Genomic DNA, 12,985 nt, shown 5'->3' with positions numbered 1-12,985 from the left:
GGTTTTGAAGACTGAACTCAGGGCCGGCGAAACATGGAAGCGGCGCTTGAGCAAATTTGCTCGCTGATCACGCCGCCGCGCGCATGCGCAGCGCCTCCCGTGCGGCGTGCGGGCGTGTGGATCGGCCGCCACAGTCCTCAAATATTTGAGCGTTAACCACAATTCTCGACCCTGAATTAACGGCCCGGCGCCCATCCTCGCGGCATGGTCCGCCGCGCCCATCACTCGCTGCTTGTGCCGGCGCTCGTCGCGACGACGCTGTCCGGCTGTTCGATCGGGCAAAAGCCGCAGCGGCCGGCCTGGCGCACGCAGGCTGAAAACGCCTGTCTCGCGGAAAGACGCGTCAACCCGTCCGAATACATCGCCCTCGCGCCGGAAGTCGACGGTCCGGGCATTTGCGGCCTCACCAGGCCGTTCAAGGTGACGGCGCTTCAGGGCGGCGCCGTCGCTTTCAATGCGACCGCGACGCTCGACTGTTCGATGGTCGCGGAACTCGACGCCTGGCTCGCCGACACCGTGCAGCCCGCCGCTCAGGCGCGCTTCGGACAGCAGGTGGTTCAGATCAATTCGATGGGCTCCTACGCCTGCCGCGGCATGAACAATCAGCGCGGCGCGCAGCTGTCTGAACATTCCTTCGGCAATGCGCTGGACATCGGCGGCTTCGCGCTCGCCGACGGCCGCGAGATCACGCTAGTCCGCGACTGGGGGCGCGGCGACCCGCAGACCCGCGCCTTTCTGATGGACGTGCATCGCGGCGCCTGCGGCCGTTTCTCGACGGTGTTGTCGCCAGGCTCCAACGCCTTCCACTACAACCATATTCACGTCGATCTGGCGCTGCACGGCCGCTCCGGACGCAGCATCTGCAAGCCGGAGCCGCAGGAGACGCTGCCGCCGCCGGAGTCCTCGCCGCTCGTCGCGCAAGGTCGCGCGCCAGCGCCCGGCTCCGAGGAAGAGACCGACAATGACACGACCGGCAAGCCGCCGCTCGCCGCTTTCGAGGGACCAGGAGTCGGCGCGCGCGACGGGCTTGGATCGCTTGCCGGACCCGAGGCCTACGCGCCGCCGCCGTCCCCGCCGCTGCCGCCGCGACGCGACGGCATCGGCCAGCTCATCGACGATTCGGATCAGACGTCGAGCATCGGCCGGGGGAGGAGATTATAGGTCCTCATGCGGTCGGCGATCACGCGCAAGGCGAGCGCCTCCGCCTGAGCGAGCGCCTCGTCGCGGGTGGCTGCATAGGTCAGCACGCCCGGTATTTCCATGATTTCCGCGATCCAGCGGCCGTCCGCTTCCTGTTCGGTCTCTACAGTCAGTTTCATCGCCGCCTCACCGCTTCGCGCCCATATTCATCAGCCGCAGGACGAGCCACGCCGGCACGACGAAAATGGCGCCGGCGAGCACATAGCTGACAAGCTCCCGCACCGCGCCGAAGCCCAGCTGATAGATGCGGTCGAAGAACGCCTGGACGCCGCGAAAAATGTCGATCGGCCGCAGTTCCAGCCACATCAGCAGGGCGCCCACGACCAGCGAAATGACGAGCAACCGCGCGAAAGTGTTGAGCGGCGAGCCGCCGAGGAAGTTTTCAAGCGTGTTGTTCGACGCCATCTGGTTGGTTTCCTCTGATATTTTGTCGGAACTCGGCAGGAGCGGCGCGTCGCGCGGGTCCTCCGGCCGCTCAAGCCGGCCCGGCTTGTCGAGATGCGGCCAATTGGCGAAAGGTCCCTGATCAGCCATTGGGGCGCTCCTGCGGATGCATCTTCCCTCTGGCCCTCAAAGAGCGCCGCCGGGCGACGCCTCTTCGCGGAAGAGGCGCATTATGCGGCGCAGAAAGCGCTCGGTAAAGGAGAGCGCGCGTTCGAACTCCTCCTCGCTCGGCGCCATGTTCGGCCTGGCCGCCGGGGGGACGGGCGCGGCCTCGGCGCGCGCTTTGAGCGCGGCGTTCTCCTTGCGCAGCCGGTCGATCTCCGCCTCAAACGCGGCGCGCTCCTCGGCGCCGAGCCGACACGCCGTGACGCCGTCCTTCACCGCACAATAGGACAAAGCGCCGGTCTCTTTATTCAGCCGGACGTAGCCGCCCTCGGCGGGGGTCAGCGTGAAGCGTTCGCCGTCGGGCGCGATGATCGGCGGCGGCGTTTCGGCGACCGCCGGCGCGCCGAATGACGCGGCGAGGATGATCGCGAGGAAGAGATGCTGTGCTCGGCCCATGGTCGCCGCTCTGAAGGGAAAGCTTGCTCGCACATGGGCGTTTGTCGTTCGCGCGTCAATGGCGGGGGCGCGCATCGGCCGCGCTTGAATGGCGCGGCCGGCCCGGCCATATAGCTGTAGCCGGAGCGCTTTACGGGCTCTGGCCGAAGAGGCGCCAACAGGGCTTCAACGACATGTCGCGTCCGCCGCTCAATTCGCCGTTTCTGCTCGGCTTCGACGAGATCGAACGGGCGCTCGACCGCGTCGCCCGCTCCGCCTCCGACGGCTACCCGCCCTATAATATCGAGCGCATTCCGCGCGTCGAGAGCGCGCCGGAGCGGCTTCGGATCACCCTGGCCGTCGCGGGCTTCACCCGCGATCAGCTCGACGTCTCGCTCGAAGAAAATCAGCTCGTCATTCGCGGGCGCCAAACCGAAGACCGAGAGCGCCATTTCCTGCATCGCGGCATCGCCGCGCGGCAGTTTCAGCGCGCCTTTCTCCTGGCTGAAGGGATGCAGGTGCTCGGCGCCGATCTCGTCAACGGGCTGCTCTCCATCGATCTGGCGCGGCCCGAGCCGGAGCGGGTGGTCAAGAAGATCGAAATCGCGGCGCGCGACTGAGCGCTTCCCGATCACATCGACTCATGTGATCGACGCCAGGTCGGCCGAACGACGATCCGCGGCAAATCGTCGTTTTCCCGACCGGCCAGGGCCGTCTCTGCGGCGGAATAGACCCTGCAGGGACAAATGTCGTCGCCGTCAGCGCGCGACGGCGCCATTTGCTTGAGAGCCTGCGCAGAAAGCCCTATCAGGAGTCATGTTCGAACTTGCCGTCGCGCTTGTGTTGATCCTCATCAACGGGATTTTCTCGTTGTCCGAACTCGCCATCGTTTCATCGCGCAAAGTGCGGCTGAAGACTTTGGCCGCCGAAGGTCGCGCCGGCGCCGCCGCCGCCCTGGCGCTGGCGGAAGATCCGGGGCGCTTCCTCTCCACCGTGCAGATCGGGATCACGCTCGTCGGAATCCTCGCGGGCGCCTTTTCCGGCGCCGCGCTCGGTCAGCGGCTTTCGCAAGAATTGCGCGCGCTTGGCGTATCGGCGACTGCGGCGGATTGGATCGGCTATGGCGGCGTCATCGGCGTCATCACCTATCTTTCCGTCGTGATCGGCGAGTTGCTGCCAAAAAACATCGCGCTGCGCCATGCGGAAGCCATCGCCTGCCGCATGGCGGCGCCGATGACGTTGCTCTCCACGCTGGGAACGCCGGTGGTTTGGCTGCTCGATGAGTCGACGAAGCTCATCTTGCTGTTCGTCGGCCAGGCGAATGAGGTTCAGTCCTCGGTCACCGACGAGGAAATCAAGACCTTCGTCGCCGAGGCGCATTCGGCGGGGGCGATCGAGGCCGACGAACAGCAGATGATCGCTGGCGTGCTGCGCCTGGGCGACCGCGCCGCGCGCGCCTTGATGACCCCGCGCACGGAGGTCGACTGGCTCAATCTCGGCGAGCCGGAGAACGTACTGCGCGAGAAGCTCATCGAGACGTCCCATGCGCGCCTGCCCGTCAGCCGCGGCGACATGGACGACATGATCGGCGTCCTGCTGATCCGAGACCTGCTCGGGCCCGCGCTGCGCGGCGAGCCGCTCGACCTCGAATCCCATGTTCGGTCGGCGCCGGTCGTGCCCGATTCGATCGACGCGCTCGACGCGCTGAATGTCTTGCGCGAAGCCGAGACGCCGATGGCGCTCGTGCACGACGAATATGGCCATTTCGAAGGCGTGGTGACGCCGGCCGATATTCTCGACGCCATCGCCGGCGCGTTCAGGTCCGACGAGGGGCACGAGGAGCCCGAAGCGCTTCAGCGCGAAGACGGCAGCTGGCTGCTCGCCGGCTGGATGCCGGTCGACGAAATGGCCGAGCTCCTGCACGTTTCGCTTCCCGAGAACAGGAGCTTCGAAACGGTGGCCGGCCTTGTCCTCGACGGGCTCATTCGCTTTCCGACTCTCGGCGAAACCGTGGAGAAGCTCGGATGGCGCTTCGAGGTCATCGACCTCGACGGACGCCGACTCGACAAAGTGCTCGCGTCCAAGCTTGCCGCCGAGAGCCACAATGGCGCACAGCAGAGAAGCTAACCGATGAATCGCGCTTGATTTGGGCTGGCCGGCAGGCGCGCCGGCGGCGCGCCTCTGTCGTGGGAGTGGTTAGTGCAGGCTCACCATCTGGAGATGGTTTTCACGGGCGTTGCCGATGCAGCCTTCTTCCGAATCCGCGAGCACGATCGGCGCGCCATCCGCGCCGAAAAGCGCAAAGATCGTCAGCCCTGGCGCGATCTGCGGCGCCTGCGGGTAAAGCCGATTGACGTCTTCCGAGCGCATTGACCGCACATAAGCGATGAGGCCATCGCCAAGCTGCGCGAACTGCTCGGCCGTCAGCGGAGACTCTCTGGTTTCGGTGGCGGTTTTCATTTCCATCTCTACCTCCATGGCGGTCCTTTCGCCCCGCCGACGGCGCCCTTAGGCGGCGCGCCGTCTGAAATTAGATGTGTAGCCTTTGGAGATTTTGAAGGGGTCGCGGCTACAAGCCGAGCGCCAGCCGCGCAGGATCTTCGAGCAACTCTTTGACGCGCACCAGGAAAGTCACGGCCTCCTTTCCGTCGACGACACGGTGATCGTAAGACAGCGCCAGATACATCATCGGCCGCGCTTCGATCCTGCCGTCGACGACCACGGGGCGCTCCTGAATCTTGTGCATGCCGAGAATGCCCGACTGCGGCGCGTTCAGGATCGGCGTGGACATCAGCGAACCATAGACGCCGCCGTTGGAAATCGTGAAGGTGCCGCCCTGCAGATCGGCGATGTCGAGCGCGCCCTCGCGCGCGCTGCGGCCGAGTTCGGCGATGGTTTTTTCGATCTCGGCGAGCGACAGCCGGTCGGCGTCGCGCACCACCGGCACGACGAGTCCCTTCTCCGTGCCCACGGCGACGCCGATGTGGCAGAAGCGCTTGTAGATGATGTCCGTCCCGTCGATCTCCGCATTGACGGCGGGGATCTCCTCCAGCGCCTGGCAACAGGCCTTCACGAAGAAGCCCATGAAGCCAAGCTTGACGCCATGCCGCTTCTCGAACGCCTCCTTGTAGCGTTTGCGTAATTCGATGAGCGCCGACATGTCGACTTCGTTGAACGTCGTCAGTATGGCGGCGGTGTTTTGCGCTTCTTTCAGCCGGCGGGCGATCGTCTGACGCAAGCGCGTCATCTTCACCCGCTCTTCGCGGCGGGCGTCTTCCTGCGGGATGGGGAAGCGGGGCGCCGGCGCCTCGACTCGCGCCTCCTGCGCCGGAAGCTCCTGGACGCGGCCTTCTTGCGCGGGCTGCGGGGCGGCCGCCTGACGCGCGGCGAATTGAACGACGTCCGATTTCAGCGCCTGACCGCGCTTGCCGCTCCCGGGAACCTGAGCGATGTCGATCCCCTGTTCGACGGCGATCTTGGCGGCGGAGGGCGCCGGCGGCATCGTCGTCGCGGCCGGCGGGGCCGGCGCGGCCGGAGCCGCGGCCGCTTTGGGCGCAGGCGCTGCGGGGGCGGGCGCTGCGGGGGCCGGCGCCGGTTTGGGCGCCGGGCCCTTGCCGGCGGTTTCGCCGCTCTTCGTCGGCGCCGCGGCGCCCTCGGCGATCTGACCGAGCAGCGCGCCGGGGCCAACGGTTTCGCCCTCCTTGGCGACGATCTCGGCGAGCACGCCGGCGGCGGGAGCGTTGACTTCGAGCGTGACTTTGTCGGTCTCGAGCTCGGCGAGCGCCTCATCCGCGCGCACCGCGTCGCCCGCCTTCTTGAACCAGCGGCCGATCGTCGCTTCAGTCACCGATTCGCCCAAGGTCGGCACGCGTATTTCAGCCATCGGCTCTCTCTTCGCTCGCGTCGCGTCTCAAGGCGCGAACGCTTCCTCCAGGAACAATTTCAGCTGTGCGAGGTGCCGGGACATGGTGCCCGTGGCCGTCGACGCCGAGGCGGCGCGTCCAACGTAGCGGGCGCGCTTCGACTTGCCGCCGATCTGCGTCAGCACCCATTCGAGATAGGAGTCGACGAAGGACCAGGCGCCCATGTTCTTGGGCTCTTCCTGGCACCACACGACGTCGGCGTTCTTGAAGCGCCCGAGCGCCGCGACGAGGCCTTTGAGCGGAAAAGGATAGAGCTGCTCGACCCGCAGCAGATAGACGTCGTCGACGCCGCGTTTCTCGCGTTCGTCCAGCAGATCGTAATAGACCTTGCCCGAACACAAAATGACGCGGCGAATGTTTTCGTCGGCTTTGAGGATGAACGTCTCGTTCGGCGCCGTTTCGGCGTCGTCGAGGAGCAGCCGCTGAAAGCTCGAGGCCATCCCCATTTCGCCGAGCCGCGAGACGGCGCGCTTGTGGCGCAGCAGCGATTTCGGCGTCATCAGCACCAGCGGCTTGCGGAAGCTTCTGTGCAGCTGACGGCGAAGGATATGGAAATAGTTCGCGGGCGTCGTGCAATTCGCGACCTGCATATTGTCTTCGGCGCACAGCTGCAGATAGCGCTCGAGCCGCGCGGAGGAATGTTCCGGACCCTGGCCTTCGTAGCCATGCGGCAAGAGGCAGACGAGTCCCGACATGCGCAGCCACTTGCGCTCGGCCGATGAAATGAACTGGTCGAAGACGACCTGCGCGCCATTGGCGAAATCGCCGAACTGCGCCTCCCACAACACCAGCGCGTCGGGTTCGGCCAGCGAATAGCCATATTCGAAGCCGAGCACCGCCTCTTCGGAAAGCATCGAATTGACGACTTCGTAGCGGCCCTGGCCTTCGGCGATGTGATTGAAGGGCAGATAGCGCGCCTCGTTCTCCTGATCGATGAGCACGCTGTGACGTTGCGAAAAAGTGCCGCGCTCGCTGTCCTGTCCGGAGAGCCGCACATTGTAGCCTTCATAGAGCAGCGAACTGATCGCCAGCGCTTCGGCCGTCGCCCAGTCGATCGGCCCGCCATGTTCGATGGCCGCCTTGCGATTGTCGAGAAAACGCTGGATCGTGCGGTGCGCGTGAAAATCGGGCGGCGTCGACGTGATCTCGGCGCCGATGTGCTGCAGCGTCTCGAGCGCCACGCCGGTCTGTCCGCGACGCTCGTTCTCGGAAAGTTGCCAGCCGGACTTCTTTCCCGCCCAGCGGCCGTCGAGCCAATCCGCCTTGTTGGGCTTGTAGCTCTGGCCCGCTTCGAACTCTTCGTTGAGCCGCGTGCGCCAGTCTTCCTTCATGCGATCGACGTCTTCGCGAGTCGTCACCCCTTCCGCGATCAGACGGTCCGCATAGATGTCGAGCGCCGTGCGATGCGCCCGGATTTTCTTATACATCAGCGGCTGGGTGAATCCCGGCTCGTCGCCCTCATTATGGCCGAAGCGGCGATAGCACCACATGTCGATGACGACGGGCTTTTGGAACTGCTGACGGAATTCGGCGGCGACGCGGGCGGCGAAAACGACCGCCTCCGGGTCGTCGCCGTTCACGTGAAGAATGGGCGCCTCGACCATCTTCGCGACGTCGGACGGATAGGGCGAGGACCGCGAGTAGCGCGGATAGGTGGTGAAGCCGATCTGATTGTTGATGATGAAGTGGATCGAGCCGCCGGTGCGATGGCCCTTCAATCCGGAAAGGCCGAAACATTCCGCGACGACGCCCTGGCCGGCGAAGGCCGCGTCGCCGTGGATGAGAAGCGGCATCACCGAGCGGCGGTCGCCGTCGGCGCAATGATGCTGATCCTGCTTCGCGCGCACTTTGCCGAGCACGACCGGATCGACGATCTCGAGATGCGACGGATTGGCGGTGAGCGAGAGATGCACCTTGTTGTCGTCGAACACGCGATCCGACGACGCGCCGAGGTGATATTTGACGTCGCCGGAGCCTTCGACTTCATCGGGGAGGAAGGAGCCGCCCTTGAATTCGTGAAACAGCGCGCGATGCGGCTTCGCCATCACCTGCGAAAGCAGGTTGAGCCGGCCGCGATGCGCCATCCCGAGCACGATTTCCTTCACGCCGAGCGCGCCGCCGCGCTTGATGATCTGCTCCAGCGCCGGAACGATGGATTCGGCGCCGTCGAGACCGAAACGCTTGGTGCCGGTGTATTTGACGTCGAGGAACTTCTCGAAACCTTCCGCCTCGACGAGCTTGTTGAGAATGGCGCGTTTGCCTTCCTGCGTGAAGACGATCTCCTTCTTCGGGCCTTCGATGCGCGCCTGCAGCCAGGCTTTCTCCTCCGGATTGGAGATATGCATGAATTCGAAGCCGATCGTCCCGCAATAGGTGCGGCGTAGGATCGTCACCATCTCGAAGAGCGTGGCGTAACGCATGCCCAATACGCCATCGAGGAAGATTTTCCGCTCGTAATCCTCGTCGGTGAATCCGTAGGTCTGCGGATTGAGCTCGCCGTGATCGTAGCGCTGCTCAAGCCCGAGCGGGTCGAGATTGGCGTGCAGATGGCCGCGCATGCGATAGGCGCGGATCATCATCAGCGCCCGGACGGAGTCGCGCGTCGCCCGCAACACGTCCTCGCCGCCGGGCGTCGGCGCGGGGACGGGAGCGACTGGCGATTTAACAGGCGCCGGCGCCTCGCCGACGATCGCATTCACCCATTCGCCGTTTGGGGGCTGCGGCCAGTCGCGCCGCGCCCAGCTCGGGCCGTCGGCGACCTTCTCCTGTGGGCGCAGACCCATCTCGGCGAAGAAATTGCGCCAATCGGCGCTGACCGAGGCGGGATCAGCCTCATAGGACGCCAGCAGGCTCTCCAGATAGCCGGCGTTCGCGCCCTGCAGAAAGGATGTCGAAGCGAGAAAGTCATTTTGCGGCGAGCGCGCGCCCACCGGCGCGGCGGGTCCGGCGCCGCCATTGGTTTCAAAACGCGCCATCTCAATCTTTCCTAAAAGCGCCGGCGCTCAAGGGCGCCGACGACTTTCGAAGCGATGAGCGGGCCAGCGCTAGCCCTTCAGCGCTTCGACCAAGGTTTTTCCCAGCCTCGCAGGCGAGGGCGACACTTTGATGCCCGCCGACTCCATGGCTGCGATTTTACTTTCGGCGTCGCCTTTGCCGCCCGAGACGATCGCGCCGGCGTGGCCCATGCGGCGGCCGGGCGGCGCAGTGCGGCCCGCGATGAATCCGACCATCGGCTTCTTGCGGCCGCGCTTGGCCTCGTCTTTCAAGAATTGGGCCGCGTCTTCCTCCGCCGCCCCGCCGATCTCGCCGATCATAATGATGGACTTAGTCGCCTCGTCCGCGAGAAACAACTCCAGCACCTCGATAAAATCCGTGCCCTTGACGGGATCGCCGCCGATGCCGACCGCCGTCGTCTGGCCTAAGCCTTCGCGCGTCGTCTGGAACACCGCCTCATAGGTGAGCGTGCCGGAGCGCGACACGACGCCGACCGAGCCCGGCGAGAAAATATTGGCGGGCATGATGCCGATCTTGCTCTCGCCGGCGGTGACGACGCCCGGGCAGTTCGGCCCGATGAGGCGGGACTTCGAGCCGCAGAGCGCGCGCTTGACGCGGATCATGTCTTGAACCGGAACGCCCTCGGTGATGCAGACGATCAGCGGGATCTCCGCCTCGATCGCCTCGCAGATGGCGTCGGCGGCGCCCGGCGGGGGCACATAGACCACGGAGGCGTCGGCGCCGGTCTTTTCGCGCGCCTCGAGAACCGTGTCGAAGACCGGAAGATCGAGATGGATCGAGCCGCCTTTGCCGGGCGAGACGCCGCCGACCATTTTGGTGCCGTAGTCGAGGGCCTGGACGGAGTGGAAGGTGGCGGTCTTGCCGGTGAAGCCTTGGGTGATGACTTTGGTGTTCTTGTCGATCAGCACGGACATGAAGCGCAAATCCCGGAGCAAGCGAAAACGGCGCGCGCGCCTTTGAATGAAGCGAAAAACCGGAGCCGCCGCCCGTCGTCGCCCGCGCGGAACCTATTGACAAAAGCTCAGCCGCACAAGGCGGCGAACGCCCCTGCGACAGGGGGCCGCGTCGCGCTTTCGCCCTCTGTTTTGGCGCGGCGAGTCTTTACGTTGGATGAACCAAAACAAAAAGCCGGCGGTCGCCCGCCGGCTTTTATCGAGAGGTCTCCGCTCAGTGCGGGGCTGCGCCGAGGCTCGCAACGTCGACCTTCACGCCCGGCCCCTGGGTGGAGCTGAGCGCGACGCGCTGAATATAGGTGCCCTTGGCGCCCTGCGGCTTCGCCTTGGCCACCGCGTCGACGAAGGCCTTGATGTTCTCGACGAGCTTGCCGTCGTCGAACGAGGCCTTGCCGACCGTGCCCTGGACGATGCCGGCCTTTTCGACGCGAAACTCGACCGCGCCGCCCTTGGAGGCCTTCACCGCGCCGGCGACGTCCATCGTCACCGTGCCGACCTTCGGGTTCGGCATCAGCCCGCGCGGGCCGAGCACCTTGCCGAGACGGCCGACCAGCGGCATCATGTCCGGCGTCGCGATGCAGCGGTCGAAGTCGATCGTGCCGCCCTGAACCGTCGTGACGAGATCCTCGGCGCCGACGACGTCTGCGCCCGCCGCCTTGGCTTCATCCGCCTTGGCGCCGCGCGCGAAGACCGCGACGCGCAGAACGCGGCCGGTGCCGTTCGGCAGATTGACGACGCCGCGCACCATCTGGTCGGCGTGTTTGGGATCGACGCCGAGATTCATGGCGATCTCGACGGATTCGTCGAATTTCGCCTTGGCGCGTTCGCGCACCAGCTTCACCGCGTCGGTGATGGGATAGAGCTTGGTGCGTTCAATGCCCTCGCGGGACTTGGCAATGCGTTTTCCGATGTGCGCCATGGTCTTACTCCACCACCTCGAGGCCCATCGCGCGGGCGGAGCCGGCGATCATCGACATCGCCGATTCGATCGAGGCGCAGTTGAGATCGACGATCTTCTTTTCCGCGATGTCGCGGATCTGCGCCTGGGTGATCTTTCCGACGACGTTGCGGCCCGGCAATTTGGAGCCGGAGGCCGGCTTCTTGCCGATCTTGAGGCCCACGGCCTTCTTTAAGAAGAAGCTGACCGGCGGCTGCTTCATTTCGAAGGTGAAGGAGCGGTCCTGATAGGCGGTGATGACGACGGGGATGGGCGTCCCCTTCTCGATCTGTCCCGTCTTGGCGTTGAACGCCTTGCAGAACTCCATGATGTTGAGGCCGCGCTGGCCGAGCGCGGGACCGATCGGCGGCGACGGATTGGCCGCGCCGGCCGGCACTTGCAGTTTGATATAGCCGGCGATTTTCTTCGCCATTTGCTTTCTCCAACGAAAGGCGCCCGCCGCGATCTTTCACGCGTCGGAGCCGGTTGCAGGTCGTGGTCCGGTCTGGAGCTCCCCGATGGCGTCAGGGCAGACCCGCCACGTATGATCTCCTCGGGCGGCGGGACCGTCCGAGGAATGGCGGTTCTTAGGGGAAGGCGGCAGAAAGAGCAAGGATGGGGGAGGGGCGCGAAGCGTTCGGACGACTGGCTGATATGCATGCCTCTCACGGCGCCGCCAAGCGTCCGCCTCAATGCCCCTCGGGCGTGAGGCCGACATGCTCTTCGAGGCGACGCAGGCGCTCTTCGAATTCGGTCAGCAGAACGCCATGCCCGATTTGCGAGGAATGATATTCCATCACCGAGCGGCGCAACCCGGAAATCTGGTCGCTCAGGCGCTTCTCCTGCGCCTTAAGGCGCTCATCGATGCGCTCTTCGAGATTAATCATGTCCGAGGCGACATCCGCGCGCAGCGAATGAATCTCGGAGCGGAGGTCAGCGACGTCGCGCTTCGTCGCCATCTCTTCGCGAAGGCCGTCCACCTTCCCGTCGATCTTGCGCAGCAGCGCCAGCGTGAAATTATCGGGCTCGTCGCTCATCGCGGCTTCCATCGACTGCGGAAATGCGCCGACCCAACATAGCGTCGCATTGCGCCTTTGTCTCCGGCTTCCCACCTCCATCGAGGAAAGGAAGCGTTCATGTCGGATTACGCAAAGCGCCTCGCCTTCATGGCCGCTGGGCTCGCGGCGATGATCTTTTCCAATTTGTACTTGGGCGAGACGCCGCTTGGCTGGGCTGGCCTGCTCGCGGGGATCGGCCTCTATTATTACGGATGGCGCGGCGTCTGCCCCGCGTGCCGAGCGCAGCGTTGCGCCGTGGCGCTTCCTGAGCGGAACGATGCGCCCGCGGACGGCGGCGCCAAGGGACAAAGCGGGCCGGATAGAGCGCCTGCGCGCTAGGCTCTATACCTTCTCGACCCGACCGAACTCCAGCTCCACCGGCGTCGCCCGGCCGAAGATCGAAACGGCGAGCTGAAGCCGCGAGCTTCGTTGATTTCCTCGACGAAGCCTCAATGCCCCTCGGGCGTGAGGCCGACATGCTCCTCAAGGCGGCGCAGGCGCTCTTCGAATTCGGTCAGCAGAACGCCATGCCCGATTTGCGAGGAATGATATTCCATCACCGAGCGGCGCAGCCCGGAAATCTGATCGCCAAGACGTTTTTCTAGCGCCATCATGTCGGACGCCACGTCCGCGCGCAGCGAATGAATCTCGGAGCGAAGCTCCGACCGGACGTCGGCGATGTCGCTCTTCGTCGCCATCACTTTGCGAATATCCGACACGTCTTCGCGAAGCGTATCCACCTTCGCGTCGATCTTGCGCAGCAGCGCCAGCGTGAAATTTTCGGGCTCGTCGCTCATCGCGGCTCCCATCGCCGCCGAACACTGGGCGGCAAATCCTTCATATCATGATTTTGCAAAAAGCGCGGGACGAACCCAGTTGACCCGAGAGTCTCTTCCTCCCCCTCAAGGGGAGGGA

15 protein-coding genes and 1 pseudogene are annotated in these 12,985 nt (G+C 65.1%); 4 read left to right on the top strand and 12 right to left on the bottom strand.

Features of this window, described 5'->3' with window-relative positions; all coding sequences use genetic code 11:
- Window positions 1-204: 204 nt before the first annotated feature.
- Window positions 205-1,161, top strand: coding sequence for an extensin-like domain-containing protein (locus BN69_RS09995; protein ID WP_014891478.1), 957 nt, complete (start codon window positions 205-207; stop codon window positions 1,159-1,161).
- Here the strand turns inward: BN69_RS09995 and BN69_RS09990 are convergent.
- Genes BN69_RS09990 through BN69_RS09980 form a run of 3 tightly spaced genes read right to left on the bottom strand, consistent with a single transcriptional unit; the run spans window position 1,125 to window position 2,205 of the window.
- Window positions 1,125-1,319 carry a hypothetical protein gene (locus tag BN69_RS09990; protein ID WP_041926919.1) on the bottom strand — a complete coding sequence of 65 codons (195 nt, stop codon included), beginning with the start codon at window positions 1,317-1,319 and terminating at the stop codon, window positions 1,125-1,127. The two genes, BN69_RS09995 and BN69_RS09990, sit on opposite strands and share 37 nt — an antisense overlap.
- Before the next feature lie 7 nt (window positions 1,320-1,326).
- A complete protein-coding gene (locus tag BN69_RS09985; protein ID WP_014891477.1) occupies window positions 1,327-1,734 on the bottom strand; it encodes a DUF6460 domain-containing protein in 408 nt (135 codons plus the stop codon).
- A 36-nt stretch (window positions 1,735-1,770) separates the two neighbouring features.
- Window positions 1,771-2,205: a hypothetical protein gene (locus tag BN69_RS09980; protein ID WP_041926918.1), complete on the bottom strand. Its 435-nt coding sequence runs from the start codon at window positions 2,203-2,205 to the stop codon at window positions 1,771-1,773.
- A gap of 173 nt (window positions 2,206-2,378) precedes the next feature.
- Between BN69_RS09980 and BN69_RS09975 the strand changes: the two genes are divergently transcribed.
- Both BN69_RS09975 and BN69_RS09970 read left to right on the top strand, forming a co-directional pair.
- Window positions 2,379-2,804 (top strand): Hsp20 family protein, encoded by a 426-nt coding sequence (locus BN69_RS09975; protein WP_014891475.1) that lies wholly within the window; start codon window positions 2,379-2,381, stop codon window positions 2,802-2,804.
- 196 nt (window positions 2,805-3,000) lie between these two features.
- Window positions 3,001-4,311 carry a hemolysin family protein gene (locus BN69_RS09970; protein WP_014891474.1) on the top strand — a complete coding sequence of 437 codons (1,311 nt, stop codon included), beginning with the start codon at window positions 3,001-3,003 and terminating at the stop codon, window positions 4,309-4,311.
- Window positions 4,312-4,380: 69 nt separating this feature from the next.
- Here BN69_RS09970 and BN69_RS09965 read toward each other — a convergent pair whose 3' ends face one another.
- The 7 genes from BN69_RS09965 to BN69_RS09935 all read right to left on the bottom strand — a co-directional run bounded on the left by BN69_RS09965 (window position 4,381) and on the right by BN69_RS09935 (window position 12,049).
- Entirely contained in the window at window positions 4,381-4,650 is a 270-nt protein-coding gene (locus tag BN69_RS09965) for a BQ00720 family protein (protein ID WP_083858728.1), read from the bottom strand.
- Between the two features lie 103 nt (window positions 4,651-4,753).
- Window positions 4,754-6,067: a 2-oxoglutarate dehydrogenase complex dihydrolipoyllysine-residue succinyltransferase gene (gene odhB, locus BN69_RS09960; RefSeq protein WP_014891472.1), complete on the bottom strand. Its 1,314-nt coding sequence runs from the start codon at window positions 6,065-6,067 to the stop codon at window positions 4,754-4,756.
- A gap of 27 nt (window positions 6,068-6,094) precedes the next feature.
- Window positions 6,095-9,082 carry a 2-oxoglutarate dehydrogenase E1 component gene (locus BN69_RS09955; protein ID WP_014891471.1) on the bottom strand — a complete coding sequence of 996 codons (2,988 nt, stop codon included), beginning with the start codon at window positions 9,080-9,082 and terminating at the stop codon, window positions 6,095-6,097.
- A gap of 69 nt (window positions 9,083-9,151) precedes the next feature.
- Window positions 9,152-10,036: a succinate--CoA ligase subunit alpha gene (gene sucD, locus BN69_RS09950; protein ID WP_014891470.1), complete on the bottom strand. Its 885-nt coding sequence runs from the start codon at window positions 10,034-10,036 to the stop codon at window positions 9,152-9,154.
- Window positions 10,037-10,289: 253 nt separating this feature from the next.
- On the bottom strand, window positions 10,290-10,994 hold the full coding sequence (gene rplA / locus BN69_RS09945) for a 50S ribosomal protein L1 (protein ID WP_014891469.1): 705 nt from the start codon (window positions 10,992-10,994) through the stop codon (window positions 10,290-10,292).
- A gap of 4 nt (window positions 10,995-10,998) precedes the next feature.
- Entirely contained in the window at window positions 10,999-11,445 is a 447-nt protein-coding gene (rplK, locus tag BN69_RS09940) for a 50S ribosomal protein L11 (RefSeq protein WP_014891468.1), read from the bottom strand.
- 256 nt (window positions 11,446-11,701) lie between these two features.
- The gene (locus tag BN69_RS09935) at window positions 11,702-12,049 is read right to left on the bottom strand and encodes a hypothetical protein (protein WP_173370392.1); all 348 of its coding nucleotides are present in this window, start codon (window positions 12,047-12,049) and stop codon (window positions 11,702-11,704) included.
- A 99-nt stretch (window positions 12,050-12,148) separates the two neighbouring features.
- On the opposite strand from BN69_RS09935, the gene BN69_RS09930 reads away from it, so the two are divergent.
- A complete protein-coding gene (locus BN69_RS09930; protein ID WP_014891466.1) occupies window positions 12,149-12,409 on the top strand; it encodes a hypothetical protein in 261 nt (86 codons plus the stop codon).
- A 3-nt stretch (window positions 12,410-12,412) separates the two neighbouring features.
- Here BN69_RS09930 and BN69_RS19200 read toward each other — a convergent pair.
- Together BN69_RS19200 and BN69_RS09925 are read right to left on the bottom strand one after the other, a co-directional pair.
- Window positions 12,413-12,493: pseudogene (locus tag BN69_RS19200) on the bottom strand (transcription termination/antitermination protein NusG); the annotation flags it as partial.
- Between the two features lie 26 nt (window positions 12,494-12,519).
- The gene (locus tag BN69_RS09925; RefSeq protein WP_014891465.1) at window positions 12,520-12,867 is read right to left on the bottom strand and encodes a hypothetical protein; all 348 of its coding nucleotides are present in this window, start codon (window positions 12,865-12,867) and stop codon (window positions 12,520-12,522) included.
- Window positions 12,868-12,985: the final 118 nt, after the last annotated feature.

The organism is Methylocystis sp. SC2 (assembly GCF_000304315.1).
GTDB lineage: Bacteria > Pseudomonadota > Alphaproteobacteria > Rhizobiales > Beijerinckiaceae > Methylocystis.
Note: the sequence above shows the minus strand (reverse complement) of the source record. Positions and strands in the feature narration are given on the sequence as shown.